Consider the following 20844-nt stretch of genomic DNA (forward strand, 5'->3'; position numbering starts at 1 on the left):
AAAATACTTCATATTTGTAGAAAAGAATTATTTTTGCAAATGTAAATATTATACTAATGATAAAAAACGTAGTACAACTCTTTGATGTATCTATTTTCCAGAAAAAAAATTTGGTGCTAAGCGAGGTTGATTTAACCATAGAAAAAGGAGAATTTATCTATCTGATAGGAAAAACAGGAACAGGAAAAAGTTCTTTACTTAAACTGTTATATGGAGATTTAGCACTGTTAAAAGGACAAGGAAAGGTTGTTGATTTTGACTTAACAAAACTCCGTGAGCGCGATATTCCTTATCTTCGGCGCAGAATAGGTATTGTTTTTCAAGATTTTAAATTGCTCCCCGATAGAAACGTTTATGAAAATTTGTCTTTTGTACTAAAAGCCACTGGTTGGACAGACAAAAAAACAATAGACGAACGCATCAATCGTGTGCTTACCAAGGTGAAAATGCAAACTAAAAATTTTAAATTTCCACATCAACTATCTGGAGGTGAGCAGCAAAGGGTAGCCATAGCTCGCGCACTCTTAAACGACCCAGAACTGATACTTGCCGATGAACCTACAGGAAATCTAGATCCTGAAACCAGTGTTGAAATTATGAAAGTACTGCGAGAAATCAATGATTCGGGGCGGACAATACTGATGGCTACCCACGATTACGCACTTATTTTGAAATTTCCTGCCAAAACACTCAAATGCGATAACGGACGTATTTTTGAAGTAGTACAACGTAGTATTTAATCATAAAAAACTGATTTTAAGATAATTATGTTGCAATATTACAAACAAATATTTGAAAAAAAACTTTATTTTTTAGTCTTTTGCCTACTTTGTTGGAGTATAAATGCTCAAAAGAACTATCCTAAAAATTATTTCGGATTACCTGTTGATATTCCTTTGCTTTTGGCGGGGAATTTCGGAGAATTGCGTCCCAATCACTTTCACGCAGGTATTGATATCAAAACACAAGGTGGACAAGGAGTTCGTATCTATTCTATTGCTGATGGAGTTGTTTCTCGTATCAAAGTAAGTACACGAGGTTACGGAAAGGTCATATACATTGAACATCCTAACGGATATACGAGTGTCTATGCTCATTTGCAGAAATTTTCTCCTGAAATAGAAGCTTATGTAAAACGACACCAATATCAAAAGCAAAAATATGAAGTAGAACTATTTCCACAAGCTACTGATTTTTCTATCAAAAAGGGCGATTTGATAGCTTTGAGTGGAAATACAGGAGGAAGCGTTGCCCCACATCTACACTTTGAAATTCGTGATACTAAAACACAAAAATCTATCAATCCACGACATTTTGGTTATGAAATTACTGACCAGATAGCCCCTATTTTGTATCGTTTGTACGGATATAGTTTAAATGACCAGTCGGCAATTAACGGCTCACAATTTCCTGTACAAATTCCTTTTACCAAACAAGGAAACAATCAATTTGTTGCTGATAAAATATATGCTGACGGATTGATAGGATTAGGCGTACAAACCATTGATAAAAAGAATTTTACCAATAATATTTACGGAATTTACAAAGCAACTATTTCCGTAAATGGCTCATTTATATTAAGTTATGTTTTTGATGAAATGAATTTTGCCGAAGATAATTATATCAATACACTGATTGATTACGCTTTGTATTTCAAAAATTCATCGCGCATACAGCTAATGTACAAAAAAGATAGTAATAAATTATCTCTCTATTCGCCTACAAATAGCAATGGAATGATTGATATTCAAGAAGGATTCACTTACAATGTCGTTATCACACTTGAAGATTTCAATAAAAATACAACCCAGATACAAATTCCTATTGAAGGTAAAAAACAACCTATTACAGAGCCATTACCTGAACCAAAAGGAACATTACTTGTGGCTTTGCGCGATAATTATTACAAAACTGATAACGGAAATGTGTTTTTTCCTCAACAAACATTTTATGAAAATCTATATATAGATGTAAAAACACAAAGCGATACACTAAAAGTATTTCCTAACGATGTTCCTTTGCGGAAATATTATAACTTAACTATTGAAAATCAAGGGAAATTTAAAGAAAATGAACTTTCGCAAGTTTTGATAGCTTCTGTAAATCCAAAAAATAAACGACTTGCTCCTCTCAGTACAGTACGTAAAGGAAATACTTTTTCGACAAGAACCAAGTCATTGGGTGATTTTGTCCTTGTTAAAGATTCGATTGCTCCAACTATTTTACCAGTCAATTTTTCTTCAGTAAAAAACAATGTAAGTAAGTTGGCTTACTTGAAAGTGAAAATAAATGATAATTTCAGTGGAATAGATCAATACACGCCAACCATCAACGGCAAGTGGATACTAATGGAATACGAACCCAAAGAAAAAATGCTTACTTTCGATATGTCAGATATGACATTTATCGATAAGGAATTGATTTTCAGACTTGTTGTTAAAGACAATGTAGGAAACGAAAATTCCGTAACAATTCCACTCGTGTTATAAATTTTTATTAGGAGTTATTTTCAAAAAACATTAAAATCCTAAATCTCGCTCTATATCTTCTAATTCTATAATATCCAAAGCCTCTTGAAGTGTGGGAGCAATACGTAATTCTTCGGGTAATTCTTCGTATGAAAATTGAGGAGCTATCAAAACAAATGATTGTTTTTTTGCAGAAAAATCTTCTGAAATAGGTGTAAATTTGAGAATATCAGACAAAGCAATACCATCATCATAAGACAAATCAACAACCAAATTATGGTTTAGTAAAGATGGGTCATGAATTACTCGTTGAAGATAATTCTCCACAGGTTCTTTTTGAGTAAAACGAATAATAACGGCGTTTTTTTCTTCTGATTTTTTCATAAAATTAAACTTTAATCTTTGAAGCTAATAAATAAATTACAGCCATACGAATTGCAACTCCATTTTCAACCTGATTAAGAATAATAGAGTGCTTTCCATCAGCTACTTCTGAAGTAATTTCAACACCTCGATTAATGGGACCTGGGTGCATAATAATAATCTCTTTATTTAGCTTGTTCAAAATGTTTTGTGTAAGCCCATATTGTTGCACATATTCTCGAGTTGAAGGAAAATAACTCACGTCTAAACGTTCGTTTTGGATACGAAGCATATTAGCAACATCGCACCATTGGAGTGCTTTTTCCAAATTAGTTTCTACTTTTACTCCTATCGATTCTATATATTTAGGAATGAGCGTTTTAGGTCCGCATACACGAACTTCTGCTCCTTGGAGTTGTAGTGCAAAAATATTAGAAAGTGCTACACGTGAGTGTAAAATATCTCCTACTATAACCACTTTTTTTCCAGTTACAGAACCTAATTTTTCACGAATTGAATACGAATCAAGCAATGCCTGTGTAGGGTGTTCGTGCGCCCCATCTCCTGCATTGATAATTGAAGCATTGATGTGTTTTGATAAAAAGACACAAGCTCCTGGATTAGGATGTCTCATAACTAGCATATCTACTTTCATTGCTAGAATATTATTAACCGTATCAATGAGTGTTTCGCCTTTCTTAACAGAAGATTGTGCAGCAGAAAAATTGATAACATCAGCAGAAAGTCGTTTTTCAGCAAGTTCAAATGAAAGTCTCGTTCGTGTCGAATTTTCAAAAAACAAATTCGCAATCGTAATATCACGAAGCGATGGAACTTTTTTGATAGGTCGATTGATAACTTCTTTGAACTGATCTGCCGTTTCAAAAATAAGTTCAATATCTTTTTCTGTCAAATACTTAATTCCCAATAGATGATTAACACTTAGCTCACTCATAGTTTTAAAGTTTTTTATATATTTTGGTTATTTAGCAAATATACAATATCTTCATTATCTTTTTCTTTCCAATGTACCACAACACGCTCATTGTTGAAAGCATCTACTTGGCGTCCGCTATAATCGGGCTGTATAGGTAAGTGTCTGCTGAAACGGCGATCTATAAATGTGAGCAATTCAACTGATTGAGGTCGTCCAAACGATTGAATTGCTGTTAAAGCTGCTCGAATACTGCGTCCTGTATATAATACATCATCAATGAAAACTACTTTTTTGTTTTCGACAACGAAATCAATCTGTGTGGTGTTGGCAACAAGTGGTTTTTCATTTCGACGGAAATCATCTCGGAAGAAAGTAATATCTAACAAACCTAATGCAATATAGTTAATCTGATATTTTTCAGAAAGTATTTTGACTAAACGTTGTGCCAAATATGTGCCTCGTGGTTGTATCCCAATAAGGACTGTTTGTGAAAAGTCCAAATGATTTTCAATAAGTTGACAAGCTAACCGATTGAGTATTACATCTATCTCTTGTGCTGAAAGTAATATTTTTTTTTCCATTTTTCAACTAATTTGAGAGCGTAAAAATACAAATTTTTAATTAGATATTTAGCATAATTCAAAATTACAAAGCATAAATATCTTTAAAAAAACATTCCAACAAAAAATAAAATTGATATCAAAAAAGTCGAAAGAGCCACAACTTTAAGCTGACTATCAAGTTCTTGTGGATTGATATGTTTTTTCACATATATCAAATGAAAAATAAGAGGTATAAAAGCAATAATGTATATTGTTTTCATTCCCAATTGCAATGTAAGTAATGAATAAGCCATTAGCAAAAGCATTGGTAACAAAACAAGTATATAGTGATAATAACGTGCCAATTCTTTCCCTAGAATAACGGGAATAGTGCGTTTATTCATTGCTCGGTCATTGTCAATATCGCGCATATTATTAAGGTTCAGAACTGCCATACAAAGCATTCCGATAGCAGAAGCAGGTAACAAAACTTTCCATTGAAGTTGATGGGTATAAAGGAAATAACTTCCTGCAACACTAATCAATCCGAAAAAAATAAAAACAAAAATATCGCCTAATCCCTTGTATCCATAAGCATTTCTCCCTATTGTATATTTTATTGCTGCCATAATAGCCATAATAGTCAAAACAAAAAAAGATAATGAATATATTATATTTTCCCTCCCAAAGGCTATATAAATTAGAATAATTGCTGAGAGTAACGAAATTATCATCGTTACACCAATTATTTTTTTCATCTCGGAGAGGGTCATTGCTCCCGACTGAATAGCCCTTTTGGGACCTAATCTTGCTTGATTATCGGTTCCTTTTTGACTATCACCGTAATCGTTAGCAAAATCTGAAAGAAGTTGAAAACAAATTGTAGTTAAAAGTGCTAAAAGAAAAATATCAATACGGAAAGCTCCGTTGCAGTACGCCATTGCACTGCCTATCAGAATTCCTGAAACAGACAAAGGCAACGATCGCAGGCGAGCAGAGGCATACAAACTCTTGAATGTAATCATACGCTAAATACCTATTTCAATCTGAAAACGTAAGTACCAATCATCTGTTGATGCTCCCACTAAGAATATTTTCTCATTTCGAGCCACTTCTAATTGAGCTTTGAAAGTATGTTCCCATATATATTTGGTAATGCCTAAGGCTAATTCATTCTGCTTAGGGATAAATGTAAGAAGTTCACTTTGTGGAACTTGACACGAATATCTTCCTGCTATTTCCCATTGATTAGTAAAAACATAACTAGCTTGTGCATCAAATCCATAACCTGCCTGTACATAGACATTATTTACCCCATCAGAAGTTATTGGATTAGAAGTAGTTCGTTGCATATAAGAACTCATCAATGCCCAACCATTATATTTGAGTACAGCATCAGCAAAGAACGAATGTAAATCACGCTCTTCGAGTAATTTATCACCTCGTTGTCCTTGTGTTTTGGTTGCTCTATTATTAAAATGATAAGTAGAACCGATGTATAGTTTGGGGGCTTCTTCACGTTTTAAGTCTCCTTCGAAGAATTCACCTCCTTTTTTAAATCGTCCAAAAGGAAAAAGTTCAATTCTCCCCGTGTAAGCTAAACCTTTATCTTCTCCTGTAAAATTGCGCCCTTGACCAGAAGTGATAGCTGTTTTTACATTGTAACCAAATGATTGTGTATTCTGATAGGAAACAAAAATTCCAAAATCTCTATCAATATTGAAAGTAGCGTTGCTAATAGAACGATCGGTTAGTTGTAAAGCTCCTGACGAATTGACCCGTTGACGATTTCCCGGTAGTTTGGTTTGTCCAAACCCTAAACTCCAATGCTTATCGGGGCGGTAATATACCATTGCATCACGGATAATATTCACATTACTTCCTCCTACATCACCAGGGGAAAAAGATAATTGGAGCGTATAGGCAAACTTTGGATTAACTACATATCCATCAAAACGCAGACGTAATCTACGTATCTCGGTACTATATTTCACTTGATTATCATTTGTCAAGTCTCCTTCAAATCGATTTTGCATACGAAAACGCATCTGTACTTGATACAAACTATCAGGAGTTGTAATTCCAATTCCTTTCTTAAAATCATAATAAGGTAAAGATTCTAATTGTTTCCAATTGAGTTGTTCTTCTTGTGAAAAACCAATTATTGAAACCATTAACAATAGATAACTAAATACTTTTTTCATACTTAAAAGAATTTGTACAAAGATATTATTTTTTCTGTAATGAAGTATAAATTTTACGAACAATTCCGTCTGATAAACCAACACGAGGTACGAGAATATGCTTGGCTCTCGACCACTTCATGGCGTTGATATAAATACGAGTAGCATAAGTAATAACATCTGCACGATCAGGATTAAGTTCCAACTCACGCACACGTTCATCATAGCTATATGAAGACACATATTTTAAGTAATCTTTCATGTATTTCAAAGTCAGTGGATTGCCTTTTTTTCGTCCAGAATCTTTGAATATTCTATTGATGTTTCCGCCTGAACCAACTGCTTCTATTTCTTTGAGATTATCTGTATAGAGTTTTATCCAATTTTCTACATCTTTCCATGTTTTGGCATTAACCATATCGTTCAAAAGTCGCACCGTACCAATCGGAAAAGACTTAGAGGCTATTGTTTTCCCATTCGAATAGATAGTAAATTCGGTACTACCTCCCCCAACATCTATATAAATATAATTTTTGTTCGGTTTAATAACTTTATGCAAATCGGTTGTTGCTATAATAGAAGCCTCTTCGGCTCCATCAATAATATCAATTGTTATTCCTGTTTTTTGGGCAATTTTTTTAACAATAGTTTGCCCATTTTTTGCCTCACGCATTGCTGATGTAGCACAGGCTCGAAATTGCTCTACTTTATTTATTTTCATAAGTAGATGATAGGCTTGCATTGCATCACATAATCGTTGTTGATTTTCAGCAGAAATTTCTCCATCTGTAAAGACATCTGCTCCTAAACGAATAGGAACACGCACTAAGCTACTTTTTGCAAAAATAGGTGATTCTCCTTCTTCTTCTAAAACATTACTTATAAGTAGTCTAACTCCATTTGACCCAATGTCTATTCCTGCCAATTTTCGGATTTTCATAAATTTATTTATTCATTTTTTGTAAATAATATTTGTAAATTTCTTCTTGCGAACGAATATTTTCTCCTTGACTTACTCGATACGCATTATCTTGTTTTTCGGAAATAATACGAGCTTTTACATTATCTTTCCAACCTATTTCGAAGGTATCCCAAAGTTCTTTTTGTATATTTTTGTCATAAATTGGGCAAGAAACCTCCACACGATTATCCAAATTGCGAGTCATCCAATCAGCAGAAGAAATATAATATTTAGGATTTCTGCCATTGCCAAAAATATACAAACGCGGGTGCTCTAAGAATTTATCAACAATGCTAATAACTTCAATATTTTCACTCATTCCATCTACATTGGGAATTAGACAACACACACCACGAACAATCATTTGAATCTTCACTCCTGCTCTACTGGCTTCATACAGTTTATCGACCATTTCGTAACTGGTAAGACCATTCATTTTCAGTTTCAAAAAAGCTTCTTTGCCTGCTTTGGCAAAAGCAATTTCTTTATCAATAAGTTTAATAAATGTTTTTTTGGTATAATGAGGCGACACCAACAAATGATTGTATCGATGTATTCGATAGGGTGTATCAAAGAAATCGAATACACGGTTAACTTCTTTAAGTATTTTCTGATTGGCTGTAAAAAGTGTATAATCGGTATATATTTTGGCTGTTGATTCGTTAAAGTTACCCGTACTGATAAATCCATAGCGTTTTATTTCTCCTCCTTCTTCTCGTTCTATTACACATATTTTACTATGTACTTTCAGCCCTCGAATACCAAAAACGAGTCGTACGCCTTCGCGTTGGAATTGTTCAGCATATTCTATATTAGCTGTTTCATCAAAACGTGCTTGAAGTTCTATTTGAACTGTTACTTTTTTACCATTTTTCACTGCATTGATAAGTGAATTGGCTACTTGCGAATTTTTAGCTAATCGATATATGGTTATTTTAATAGACTTTACCTTGGGGTCAAGAGCTGCTTCTCTAAGGAAACGAATAACGTATGAAAATGAGTGATAAGGTGCAAATTGTAAATAATCACGCTCGGCTATCTGTCTCAAAATACTTCCTTCGATAGAAAATCCATCAACAGGTAAAGAGGTTTGTGGTTGATATTGAAGGTCTTTTCTTCCCAAACTTGGGAAACTCATATAATCGCGACGATTGTGATACCTTCCTCCAGGAATGATACTATCGTTGGAGTGAATATCCATTTTGTACATCAGAAAATCGAGAGTATCTTTCTCTATTTCAGCATCATAAACAAATCGAACGGGCTGTCCTTCTCTCCTACCTGCCACACTACTTGATATTTTTTCGATAAAACTTTTGCTCAAATCTGTATCAATATCTAATTCAGCATCACGGGTAATTTTTATCATATTTGCTGAAATAGATTCGTAATCAAAAATAGAGAAAATTTTAGGTAAACAAAATCGAATTACATCATCAATCAAAATAATATAATTCTTATTGTTAATACTTGGTAATTCTATAAATCGGTCGGTTTTGGGTAATTCTATAAGGGCATATTGCACTTTTTCTTTATACGCCACCGAAGAGAAAAATCGTCTTACTCCTTCGGTTTTTTCTTCCTGACGAAGAATCATTTTCACTGCCAAATATGCTACATCATCTTTGAGTGTTGATAAAGCATCAATGTCATTTAAAATAATTGTAAATAAAGCTGGACTTATTTTATTAAAAAAATATTCTTTCACAAAAGGAATTTGTTCAGGAAGAATTTCCTTTTCGTTAATGATAAAAATATTTTCTTTTTTTAAATGTTCACGAATAGCGTTTAAAATCTCCAAACTTTTTTTTTGCAAACGAATCACTTCGTTAGTAATTTCTTCCAAAAGTTCGTTGGCATCAACACCTAAAGCTTTTTTACCTCCTTGTCCTGAGTCGGCAATACGTTTGATAGTTGCATATCTGACTTTAAAAAATTCGTCTAAATTATTTGAAAAAATACCCAAAAAACGTAACCTTTCAATAAGCGGAACAGAGTTATCATCAGCCTCTTGTAATACACGTTCGTTAAATTTAAGCCAACTAAGCTCTCGGTTAATGTATTTATTACGTTTTTTTATTTTCATAATGATTGACTCTGTTTAAATTTAGGGGTTAAAATACATTTTTTCAAACAATTTTATTTCCCTATAGGCTAAAAATATTTCAAAAATAAACTCTTTTTTACGATTAGATAATACCCAAATTTTTTATTTTTGAATAAAAATTATAACGTTAAAGACGCCAATTTAGCATTTGATATGAACAAATTTTCTTCCCCTTCTTTGTAATCTACGGAAATCACATCGCCTTCGTTAATATCAGATGAAACTATTTTCTCAGCTAACTCATCTTCAACATAACGCTGAATAGCTCTTTTAAGAGGACGTGCTCCATATTGTTTATCAAAACCTTTTTCTGCCAAAAATTCTTTGGCTTTGTCGGTAAGGATCAGCGTATAACCCAAATCTTTGATACGAGCATATAATTTTTCTATTTCGATAGAAATAATCTGGAAAATATGCTCTTTATCAAGTGAATTAAACATAATAATATCATCTATTCGGTTCAAAAATTCGGGGGCAAAAACTTTTTTAAGAGCATTCTCTACGATTGATTTTTCATTACTTTCTGCTTGACTTTCTTTTGCAGAAGTTCCAAATCCAATACCTTTTCCAAAATCTTTCACTTGCCGAGCTCCCACGTTAGAAGTCATAATAATAATTGTGTTACGAAAATCTACTTTTCTTCCCAAACTATCTGTCAAGAAGCCATCATCGAGTACTTGCAAAAGCATATTAAATACATCGGGGTGAGCTTTTTCTATCTCATCTAACAAGACAACTGAATAAGGTTTTCTACGCACACGTTCTGTCAATTGCCCACCTTCTTCATAACCAACATATCCTGGAGGCGCACCAATGAGTCGTGATGTGGCAAATTTTTCCATATATTCACTCATATCAATACGAATAATAGCATCTTGCGAATCGAAAAGTTCCTGAGCCAAAATCTTGGCAAGTTGTGTTTTTCCAACTCCCGTTTGTCCAATAAAAATAAAAGAACCTATCGGCTTATCGGGGTCTTTAAGCCCTGTTCTGTTTCGTTTAATTGCTTTAATTATCTTGGTAATTGCTTGGTCTTGCCCTATTACTTTTCCTTTTATAATTTCATCTAATTGAGCTAATTTGTTCATTTCGGTTTGTGCAATACGCGTTACAGGAACCCCACTCATCATAGACACAATATTGGCAACATCTTCGTCTGTAACTACATGTTTGTTTTTACGTGATTCTTTATCCCAATTCTTTTTTTCAAGTACTAATTCATCATTGATTTTTCGTTCTTTATCTCGATGCATAGCCGCTTCTTCATATTTACCTTCAATAACTGATTTATTTTTCAGGTTTTGTATATTTTCAAGTTCAGCTTCTAATTGTAACACCTTTTCTGGTACTTTAATATGAGTAATATATGCTCGAGAACCTGCTTCATCTAAGGCATCAAGTGCTTTGTCTGGAAGAAATCGGTCTGTTATGTACCGATTGGTGAGTCTCACACACGCTTCTATGGCTTCGGGTGTGTATTTTACATTATGATGATTTTCGTATGTTTCTTTAATGTTATTAAGAATTTCGATAGTTTCTCCAACAGAAGTTGGTTCTACAAGTACTTTCTGGAAACGTCTTTCCAATGCTCCATCTTTTTCGATAGATTGACGATATTCATTGAGTGTTGTTGCCCCAATACATTGTATCTCACCACGAGCCAATGCTGGTTTGAACATATTAGAAGCATCTAAACTACCCGATGCTCCTCCTGCTCCGATAATTGTATGTATTTCATCAATAAAAAGAATAATATCACTATTGCGTTCCAATTCGTTCATAACAGCCTTCATTCGTTCTTCAAACTGCCCACGATATTTTGTTCCTGCTACAAGCGAAGCCAATTCGAGGGTTACTACACGTTTGTTAAAAAGTACTCTTGATACTTTCTTTTGAATAATGCGTAGTGCAAGTCCTTCAGCAATGGCACTTTTTCCAACACCGGGTTCACCGATAAGTAGCGGATTATTCTTTTTACGACGACTTAATATTTGTGAAACACGCTCAATTTCTTTGTCACGCCCGATAACAGGGTCTAACTTCCCTTGCAAAGCCATTTCGGTCAAGTCTTTTCCGAAATTGTCTAACACAGGAGTATTTGTTTTTTTATTAGATATGGATTTAGGCAAAGGTGGATGTGACAAATTGTCAGTGTTTTCTAACAAATTTTCATTTTCTTCTGAATCATCTATTAGCTCATCATAAACTTCTGTATACTGCTGCTTATCTTGCTTTTTATCAATATCATTCATCAGTAATAATTGCTCTTTTACACGTTCATAGGTAATCTGTAACTGACTCAGTAATCGTGTAGTAGGGTCATTATCATTGCGCAAAATACACAAAAGCAAGTGGGCAGAGCTTATCATTTGGTCGTGGAAAAATTTCTTTTCCAAAAAAGTTGTATTCAATGCACGCTCAGCTTGTCGAGTAAGATGAATTGAGTTCTTAGCAGTATCCATTTGCTGCTTAGGTGAAGTAACATTGACTGAAATAGCTAATATTTCAATCTTACGTTTGAGTGTGGTGATATCTATTTGTAGCGCTTGCAGAATAAGCATTGCTTTACCTTCTCCTGCTCTGAGTAGCCCCAGAATCAAGTGTTCTGTGCCTACCATAGTATGGCTAAGACGTACTGCTTCTTCTTTACTATAAGCAATTATATTTTTAACTCTTGGTGAAAAATTATCATCCATTTATATTCCTCCTAAAATTTTCGGCTAAATTAAACTTTTTTTCCAAAAAAACAAAAAATATACCATCTTTTTTAATCTGTCTTTTTGTCAGGCAGTAAAATCTTTCTAATTGTTTTTTAAGAATTTGTTACCAATTAAAAAAATAATCGTATATTTGGAGCGAAAAATTAACTACAATGTCAAAAATACTAATCATAGAAGACGAGGCGGCTATTCGCAGAGTTCTTACCAAAATTCTCTCTGAGGAAGATGAAAATTATATTATTTCAGAAGCAAAAGATGGTGAAGAAGGTTTAGAAATTTTGAAAAAAGAGGATTTTAATTTGATTCTTTGTGACATAAAAATGCCAAAAAAAGATGGCATGGAAGTACTCTTAGAAGCTAAAGAAATAAAACCTGAATCGGTTATTGTTATGATTTCGGGACACGGTGACTTAGATACTGCCGTACAAGCTATGAAACTCGGTGCTTTCGATTATATTTCTAAACCACCTGACCTGAATCGTCTACTCAATACGGTTCGTAACGCATTAAATATTAAAACACAATCTATTTCTACAAAATCAACAGAAATTAAAGCCTCTAAGAAAAAAACTTCACAATCTGTTCAAATGATTGGAGAAAGTGAAGCTATTCGCAAGATTAAAGCGATGATTGAAAAAGTATCACAAACCGATGCACGCGTGCTTATTACAGGTCCTAACGGAACAGGGAAAGAATTGGTGGCACACGCTTTACATCAAAACAGCGAACGAGCCTCCGCCCCTATGATTGAAGTAAATTGTGCTGCTATTCCGTCAGAATTGATTGAAAGTGAACTATTTGGACACGTAAAAGGAGCTTTTACATCTGCCATCAAAGATCGAGAAGGGAAATTTGAAGCAGCTAATAAAGGAACTATTTTCTTAGATGAAATTGGAGATATGAGTCTCTCTGCTCAAGCCAAAGTACTGAGAGCTTTACAAGAGAATCGAATTACTCGGGTCGGTAGTGATAAAGACATAAAAGTCGATGTTCGCGTGATTGCCGCTACCAACAAAGACCTTAAAAAAGAAATAGCTGAAGGGCGCTTTCGAGAAGATTTGTACCACAGATTAGCTGTTATATTACTGCAAGTACCTGCTCTGAACGAGCGTCGCGATGATATTCCGTTACTAATACAATATTTTACTGAAACCATCGCTCAAGAACAAAATACCGCTGTAAAGAAATTTCAGCCCAAAGCAATAAAATTACTCCAACAACTAAACTGGACGGGAAATATACGTGAACTTCGCAATGTGGTCGAACGCCTAATTATCTTAGGAGGTAAGGAAATATCCGAAGATGACGTAAAAATTTTTGCTGGAAAAAATTAAGAAAAATAAAAAAGAGTGAGCGCTCGCTCACTCTTTTGCATAGCAAGTTTATGGATAAAAATTTATTTATTTTCCAAAGAATTTAGCAAAAAAACTTTTTTTATCTTTCACTTTTTTGCACCATAAAAATATAAATTCTTTGTTTGTTTTAAAAAAGTCAAAATAACTCATATACAGACAATTAAGTTCGATAAGTACAATTATTTAAAAAATACAAAAATGTTAAGAAAGAAATATTTTTCAAGTGTTGGTATGCTATTATTAACGCTCTCTTTGATGGGCTGTTCAAGCGATAATGATAGCCAACCCCAATCACCTTTACCTGACTATGATTTACAATTAGTCTTTATAGATGACTTTGATGGAACAGCTCTTAATGAGGAAATATGGACACCTCACCGTGGATTAGTACACACGTATGGTGCTCCTTATAATTCAGCTATTGATGATAATGGATTTGATAAAAATCAGGTGTCAGTGAAAGATGGAAATCTGATATTGAACTGGGAGAAGAAACCCATCACGATTGGTAATACCACCTATCCGTATAGTGCAGGGGTGGCGCATAGTGGCAAAGGGCTCCACTTTTCTTACGGATATATTGAGGCTCGCATCTGGTTTTCAAAATATTCTGGATTAACTCCTGCATTCTGGCTTCTTCCTTTACCGGTTGATGACCATTGGCCCCCAGAAATTGATATTGCAGAGCTAACACCTGATGATACACCTGATGGATTATACAAACCGCATTTTAATTATCATTGGAGCGATAACTCTGGTGAGCATCAACAGATGCAATAGAGATGGTATGGCGTTCAAAATGTTGATTACGCTGGTCAGTGGCATACTTATGGCTTAATGCGAAAAAAAGGCTTTTTGCAAATGTATATTGATGGAGAACCAGGACCAAATTTCAAAAATGACATCATTACAGATGAACTAATGTATGTTGTATTAAGTACAGGGATTAAGAAAGGAAGTCAGCCTGACAATGGAAAGATGTTGGTAGATTGGGTAAAGGTTTGGAAATAAAACAAGTATAAGAGCAATACTTTTTTGAAACAATAAAATATTCGTATTTTTGCCGAAAATTAAAACAATGAGTAGCTCTTTATTTCAGAAATACAATGTTGCAGGTCCTCGTTACACAAGCTATCCCACAGTTCCGTATTGGGAAGAAAACACTTTCTCTTACGATCAATGGAAAACTTCTGTACAAAAATCATTTACAGAAAGTAATGAAAACGAAGGAATTAGCTTATATATTCACTTGCCTTTCTGTGAGAGTCTTTGTACCTTTTGTGGTTGCCATAAACACATCACAAAACGGCACGAACTGGAAGAACCTTACATTGATAACTTACTGAATGAATGGAATTTATATCTAAAAATATTGCCTGATGCTCCTATTATCAAAGAAATACACTTAGGAGGAGGCACACCTACTTTTTTCAGCCCTAAACACTTACAAAAACTCATTGAAGGAATTTTTGTCAAAGCAAAAAAATCTTCCAAATTTGAATTCAGTTTTGAAGGACACCCCAACAATACTACGTATGAACATCTTGAAACACTTTCTCAATTAGGGTTTGACCGAGTAAGTTTTGGCGTACAAGACTACTCGCCCAAAGTACAGAAAGCTATCCACCGCATACAACCTTTTGAAAATGTAGAAAATGTAACTCAATGGGCTCGCCAGCTTGGTTATACGTCCGTTAGTCACGATTTGGTTTTCGGATTACCTTTTCAGACGGAAAAAGATATGCTTTTCACCATAGAAAAAACAAATCTTTTACGCCCTGATCGCATTTCATTTTATAGCTATGCACATGTTCCTTGGATAAAAGGAACAGGACAGCGAGGTTTTGACGAAAATGATTTACCTTCTGCTGATCAAAAACGCCGTTTGTATGAACTTGGAAAACAACAACTCTTAGACAATGGATACGTAGAAATAGGTATGGACCACTTTGCCTTACCTTCCGACACAATGTATAATTCGTTTATTAACAATAACTTACATCGGAATTTTATGGGATATACTGCTTCCAAAACGCAACTAATGATTGGACTTGGAATCTCCTCCATTAGTGATAGTTGGTATGGATTTGCTCAAAATGTAAAATCAATCAAAGAATATTACGAAATTTTGGAACAAAACAAAATTCCTGTGTATCGAGGGCATATCTTAAATCAAGAAGACTTAATTATACGAAAACACATACTGAACCTGATGTGTCATTTTGCTACTTCGTGGGAAAATATCAAAATGCAATTCGCTGAAATACAAGAAGTTATAAACAAACTCTCTGAAATGGAAAAAGATAATCTGATTAAAATTTCTAAAAATCATATTGAAATAACAGACCAAGGAAAACCTTTTGTTCGCAATGTTTGTATGGCTTTTGATTTACGATTACAACGTAATATTCCTACAACAAAACTTTTCAGTATGACAATTTAATTTTGGAGGAAATCACCCCATAATTATATTCTTATTTTTGAAAATATTACTATCTTTGCAAATGTATAAATAAATACACCAAAAATGGAAACCAAATATATCTTTGTTACAGGAGGTGTTTCTTCTTCACTAGGAAAAGGAATAATTGCTGCTTCACTGGCTAAATTACTGCAAGCCAGAGGATATCGAGTAACTATTCAGAAACTTGACCCATATATCAATATTGACCCAGGTACGCTCAATCCGTACGAACATGGAGAGTGTTTCGTAACTGAAGATGGAGCCGAAACCGATTTAGATTTGGGACATTATGAACGATTCTTAAACGTTTATACCTCACAAGCTAACAACGTAACTACTGGACGAATTTATCAAAGTGTTATTGAAAAAGAACGCCGAGGCGAATTTTTAGGCAAAACGGTTCAGGTTATCCCGCATATTACCAACGAAATAAAAAATCGTATTCAAATTCTTGGCAAAAGTAATGAATATGATATTGTTATTACCGAAATTGGAGGAACAGTTGGCGATATTGAGTCTTTACCTTATATTGAATCAGTTCGGCAATTACAATGGGAATTAGGCGATAACAATGCCATTGTAGTACATTTGACGCTTGTCCCTTTTTTAGCAGCAGCAGGCGAATTGAAAACAAAACCCACACAACATAGTGTTAAAACTCTGATGGAAAGTGGTTTAAAAGCTGATGTACTGGTTTGTCGCACCGATAGAGATCTTCCAGATGACTTACGACAAAAATTAGCTCTTTTCTGCAATGTGAAAAAAGAAGCTGTAATTCAGTCTATTGACGTTCCGACAATTTATGATGTACCTAATCTGATGCTTTTGGAAGGCTTAGACCGCGTTGTTCTAAAAAAATTAAATCTTCCGTATGATAATCAGCCTAATTTGGAACAATGGAACGCCTTTTTGCAACGACATAAAAACCCGAAAAATCGTATAAAAATAGGATTGGTTGGCAAGTATGTAGAACTTCCCGATGCGTACAAATCTATTTTAGAGGCTTTCATTCACGCAGGAGCTCAAAATGAAGTCAAAATAGATGTTGAAATGATTCATTCGGAATATTTGGACAAAGATTCTGTCGAAGATAAATTAAAACACTTAGACGGCGTACTTGTTGCACCTGGTTTTGGAGAACGCGGAATTGAAGGCAAAATACTTGCTATTGAGTATATTAGAACTCACAATATTCCATTCTTAGGTATTTGTTTAGGTATGCAAATGGCTGTAATTGAGTTTGCCCGCCATGTAGCAGGTTTTGAAAATGCTTCTTCACAAGAGATGCATCCTGAGGCTCTGTATCGAGTTATCAGCCTTATGGAAAATCAGAAAAAAATCACCGAAAAAGGCGGAACAATGCGACTGGGTGCGTGGGATTGCCAACTTGAAAAAGGCTCAAAAATACACGAAATTTATGGAAAAACGATGATTTCAGAACGCCATCGCCATCGATATGAATTTAATGATGAGTTCCGAAAACCATTGCAAGAAGCTGGTTTGCTATGTTCAGGAACGAATCCTGAAACAGGCTTGGTTGAAGTTATTGAACTCCCTTCACACCCTTGGTTTGTTGGAGTACAATATCACCCCGAGTACAAAAGTACGGTTGCCAATCCGCACCCATTGTTTGTAGCATTCGTAAAGGCATGTTTGGAGCGTAAAATCAACAAAAAATAATGATTTCAAATGATAAAAATTATTTTAGCAAAATATTTTTCAATATAATTTTAAAAACTAAGGAAAAGTTTATCCGAAATACTTTTCCTTTTTCTTTAATAATTTCTATCTTTGCCAAAATTTTTAACTTTTTAATATTAAACAAACCTTTTAATACTAATTAAATACAACGGAAATAATCCGATAATCCAATGGAAGAAAGACGATTAGACACAAAAACGATGATTGCCTTCGGGCTTATGTTTGTTCTGATGATGTGGATGTTTTACAATCAGCCTACACCCGAGCAAACCCCTGAAAAACAAGAACAAACACAAAACCAACCTACTCAACCTGCTACAACTCCCCAATCATTGACCTCTATTCCGACAGATTCGGTAGGAATGGCAAATTACAAATCTCAATTAGGAGCTTTTGGTTATTCGGTAGGGCTTCCTTCTGCCAATAAAAATGCTTTTACTGAAATTGAAAATGAAGTTATTAAACTAAAAATCAGCAATAAAGGAGGGCAAATTAGCGAACTTTTAATAAAAAATCAAAAAACATATCAAGGAGAACCTATTTACATTGTCAAAGATGCTAATTCAGATTTTGGTCTCGAATTTTCAACCAATGATAACAGAGCTCTTTCTACCAAAGATTTGTTTTTTGAGCCAAATGTTTCAGGCAATTCTGTTTCAATGAAATTGAAAGTTTCTGAAAATCAATATCTTGAATATCTTTACACACTTCGCCCTAACGAATATTTGTTAGATTTCAACGTTCGTTCTGTTGGGCTTAATGGTATTATCAATTCGCAAAAATCAACTACTCTTAAATGGGAATTGGTTGCCCGTCGAATGGAAAAAAGTGTAACTTACGAAGACCGCTATGTACAGCTCATTGCTCAATATGATGGCAAACGTATCGAAAAATTAAGCGAATCAGGAGAAGACAAAGAACAAGTAAATAACGTAAATTGGATTGCTTTCAAACAGCACTTGTTCAGTTCGTTTTTAATCTCTGACCAAGCATTAGCTTCAGCGGAGCTAATTTCAAAAAAATTAGTAAAAGAAGAAGACGAAAAAGAAAAAAATACTAAAGCCTTCCATTTTTCAGCACCTATCTCACTATCTGGTGGAGAAATCAATCAGCAAATGCACTGGTACTTTGGTCCTACCGATTATTATACTTTAAAAAAATATGATAATTACGAATTAGCCAAAGCAATTCCTCTGGGTTGGGGTATTTTTGGTTGGATAAACAAATGGTTTGTAATTCCTGTTTTCAACCTATTGAGCCAATATATGCCTGTGGGAATAGCCATTATTGTACTTACTATTATTGTTCGTATATTGCTCTCTCCTATTCAGTACAAATCATATTTATCACAAGCCAAAATGAAAGTATTACGTCCTGAAATAGAGGAAATTAATGCAAAACACAAAGAACCAATGAAGCGCCAACAAGAAACGATGGCATTGTACTCCAAAGCAGGTGTAAATCCGATGAGTGGTTGTATTCCCGCTCTGTTGCAAATGCCTGTTTTCTTTGCTTTATTCGCTTTCTTTCCAACAGCTTATGTACTTCGTCAAAAAAGCTTCCTTTGGGCAGAAGACCTTGCCTCATACGATGCGATTGCTGAACTTCCTTTTAATATTCCTTTCTATGGAAGTCATATTAGTTTGTTGCCTATTTTGGCTTCGGTTGCTATATTTATCTATATGCTAATGACTACGGGACAAATGCAACAATCTCAGCAAGAAGGTATGCCCAATATGAAATTTATGATATACCTCTCTCCTATTCTGATGTTGTTTTTCTTTAATAACTATGCCAGCGGATTGAGTTTGTATTATTTTATTTCAAATGTAATTACTATTTTGATAATGTTAGTTATCAAATATTGGATTATTGATGAGAAAAAAATTCACGCACAAATACAAGAAAATAAGCAAAAACCTAAGAAAGAGAGCAAGTTTCAGCGTAAAATGCGCGAAATGATGGAACAAGCCCAAGAACAACAACGCCAACAGCAAAAAAATAAAAAATAAAATTGTATGTCCATTTAGTGTAATAAATGATTTTTTCAGAGATAATTTATTAAAAATATAAAATATAAACACTTGGTTATCAATTGTATATTTTTATTTTTGACTTATAAAATTTAGCTACTAACTCTTTTATTAGTAATAACGGAGATACATAAAATAAAACCCCAATTAAAAAAGCTATCCAAATGGATAGCTTTTTTACGAGATTAGATTTCTCTATGTTTTCAATTCCTATGAAATCTTCTTCAAGTTATTTATTTTCTTGCTTTTACTTTCACAAGAAGTTCAATATCGTCATTGATAAACTTATCTTTCAAGTTATCAAAAACTGATTTAGAACCATAGTTTATCCCAAAATCAACTCGGTTAATTGTGAAAGCTTTAGAGGTTAATATAACTTCATTATCAGTTATAGAAACTTGTGCTGGGAAACTCACTGCTTTGGTAGTGCCTTTAATAGTCAAGTCACCAGTAGCTGTTGTTCCGTCAAAAGATTTCAGAACAAAAATTCCTGTGGGATATTTCGTTACATTAAAGAAATGGTCTGCGTCCTCAGGTTTTGCAGTACCCTTTAAGTGCCCTTCGAGATAACCTTTTTCATCACCTTGCAAATCAAGTACGGTTATAGAATTCATATCTAAGGTGAATTCTCCATTTATCAGATTTCCATTATCAACAGTTACACTTCCTTGCGAAACAGAAAGTGTTCCGTTGTGCTTCCCAGCAGGCTTAGCACCTACCCATTCAATAACGGTTTCAGAAGGCACTACCTGGTATTTGCTTGCCTGTGCAGAGGCTTCTACCATATTTTGCTCTGTGGCTTGGGTTGCAGAAGCATTGTTGTTGTTCTTGCAACTTACCACTGAAAAAGCAGTAATAACTGCTAAACTTAATACGATTTTTTTCATTGTAAAAATGTTTTATTATTTATTGGGTGCAAAGATATATAGAAGACAAATTGTTTTTAGTTAAACAAATGTTAAACATTATTTATTCTGACAATTTCTTAACCTATATCAATTTTTAAAGAT

17 protein-coding genes are annotated in these 20844 nt (G+C 34.1%); 8 read left to right on the top strand and 9 right to left on the bottom strand.

All coding sequences use genetic code 11. The features are described from left to right. Positions 1-56: 56 nt before the first annotated feature. A complete protein-coding gene (locus OO775_RS02725; RefSeq protein ID WP_264845474.1) occupies positions 57-740 on the top strand; it encodes a cell division ATP-binding protein FtsE in 684 nt (227 codons plus the stop codon). Between the two features lie 27 nt (positions 741-767). Beyond that, positions 768-2489, top strand: coding sequence for a M23 family metallopeptidase (locus tag OO775_RS02730; RefSeq protein ID WP_264845475.1), 1722 nt, complete (start codon positions 768-770; stop codon positions 2487-2489). Between the two features lie 30 nt (positions 2490-2519). Here the strand turns inward: OO775_RS02730 and OO775_RS02735 are convergent, their stop codons facing one another. From OO775_RS02735 to OO775_RS02770, 8 genes are all read right to left on the bottom strand, one after another. Continuing rightward, positions 2520-2852 (bottom strand): ribonuclease Z, encoded by a 333-nt coding sequence (locus OO775_RS02735; protein ID WP_264845476.1) that lies wholly within the window; start codon positions 2850-2852, stop codon positions 2520-2522. A gap of 4 nt (positions 2853-2856) precedes the next feature. Continuing rightward, complete coding sequence (locus OO775_RS02740) at positions 2857-3786, bottom strand: aspartate carbamoyltransferase catalytic subunit (protein ID WP_264845477.1); 930 nt, start codon at positions 3784-3786, stop codon at positions 2857-2859. 14 nt (positions 3787-3800) lie between these two features. Beyond that, on the bottom strand, positions 3801-4349 hold the full coding sequence (gene pyrR, locus OO775_RS02745) for a bifunctional pyr operon transcriptional regulator/uracil phosphoribosyltransferase PyrR (protein WP_264845478.1): 549 nt from the start codon (positions 4347-4349) through the stop codon (positions 3801-3803). Between the two features lie 83 nt (positions 4350-4432). Next, entirely contained in the window at positions 4433-5335 is a 903-nt protein-coding gene (menA, locus tag OO775_RS02750; RefSeq protein ID WP_264845479.1) for a 1,4-dihydroxy-2-naphthoate octaprenyltransferase, read from the bottom strand. A 3-nt stretch (positions 5336-5338) separates the two neighbouring features. After that, positions 5339-6514, bottom strand: coding sequence for a porin (locus OO775_RS02755; RefSeq protein ID WP_264845480.1), 1176 nt, complete (start codon positions 6512-6514; stop codon positions 5339-5341). A 25-nt stretch (positions 6515-6539) separates the two neighbouring features. Then, positions 6540-7433, bottom strand: a complete 894-nt coding sequence (locus OO775_RS02760; RefSeq protein WP_264845481.1) for a Ppx/GppA phosphatase family protein — start codon at positions 7431-7433, stop codon at positions 6540-6542. 4 nt (positions 7434-7437) lie between these two features. Further along, positions 7438-9534 (bottom strand): polyphosphate kinase 1, encoded by a 2097-nt coding sequence (gene ppk1, locus OO775_RS02765; protein ID WP_373874543.1) that lies wholly within the window; start codon positions 9532-9534, stop codon positions 7438-7440. 146 nt (positions 9535-9680) lie between these two features. Then, positions 9681-12257 carry an ATP-dependent Clp protease ATP-binding subunit gene (locus OO775_RS02770; protein WP_264845483.1) on the bottom strand — a complete coding sequence of 859 codons (2577 nt, stop codon included), beginning with the start codon at positions 12255-12257 and terminating at the stop codon, positions 9681-9683. A 176-nt stretch (positions 12258-12433) separates the two neighbouring features. Here OO775_RS02770 and OO775_RS02775 point away from each other — a divergent pair, with 176 nt between their 5' ends. The 6 genes from OO775_RS02775 (at position 12434) to yidC (ending at position 19813) form a co-directional block, all read left to right on the top strand. Beyond that, the gene (locus OO775_RS02775; protein WP_264845484.1) at positions 12434-13615 is read left to right on the top strand and encodes a sigma-54-dependent transcriptional regulator; all 1182 of its coding nucleotides are present in this window, start codon (positions 12434-12436) and stop codon (positions 13613-13615) included. A 219-nt stretch (positions 13616-13834) separates the two neighbouring features. Next, complete coding sequence (locus tag OO775_RS02780) at positions 13835-14416, top strand: glycoside hydrolase family 16 protein (protein ID WP_264845485.1); 582 nt, start codon at positions 13835-13837, stop codon at positions 14414-14416. A gap of 57 nt (positions 14417-14473) precedes the next feature. Then, positions 14474-14647, top strand: a complete 174-nt coding sequence (locus tag OO775_RS02785) for a LamG domain-containing protein (RefSeq protein ID WP_264845486.1) — start codon at positions 14474-14476, stop codon at positions 14645-14647. Between the two features lie 67 nt (positions 14648-14714). After that, positions 14715-16079, top strand: a complete 1365-nt coding sequence (hemN, locus tag OO775_RS02790) for an oxygen-independent coproporphyrinogen III oxidase (protein ID WP_264845487.1) — start codon at positions 14715-14717, stop codon at positions 16077-16079. 84 nt (positions 16080-16163) lie between these two features. Beyond that, on the top strand, positions 16164-17780 hold the full coding sequence (pyrG, locus tag OO775_RS02795) for a CTP synthase (protein ID WP_264845488.1): 1617 nt from the start codon (positions 16164-16166) through the stop codon (positions 17778-17780). 191 nt (positions 17781-17971) lie between these two features. After that, entirely contained in the window at positions 17972-19813 is a 1842-nt protein-coding gene (gene yidC / locus OO775_RS02800) for a membrane protein insertase YidC (RefSeq protein WP_264845489.1), read from the top strand. 254 nt (positions 19814-20067) lie between these two features. On the opposite strand, the gene OO775_RS02805 is transcribed toward yidC, so the two are convergent. Continuing rightward, a complete protein-coding gene (locus tag OO775_RS02805) occupies positions 20068-20721 on the bottom strand; it encodes a YceI family protein (protein ID WP_264845490.1) in 654 nt (217 codons plus the stop codon). Positions 20722-20844 lie beyond the last annotated feature (123 nt).

This window comes from Capnocytophaga catalasegens (assembly GCF_026005215.1).
GTDB lineage: Bacteria > Bacteroidota > Bacteroidia > Flavobacteriales > Flavobacteriaceae > Capnocytophaga > Capnocytophaga catalasegens.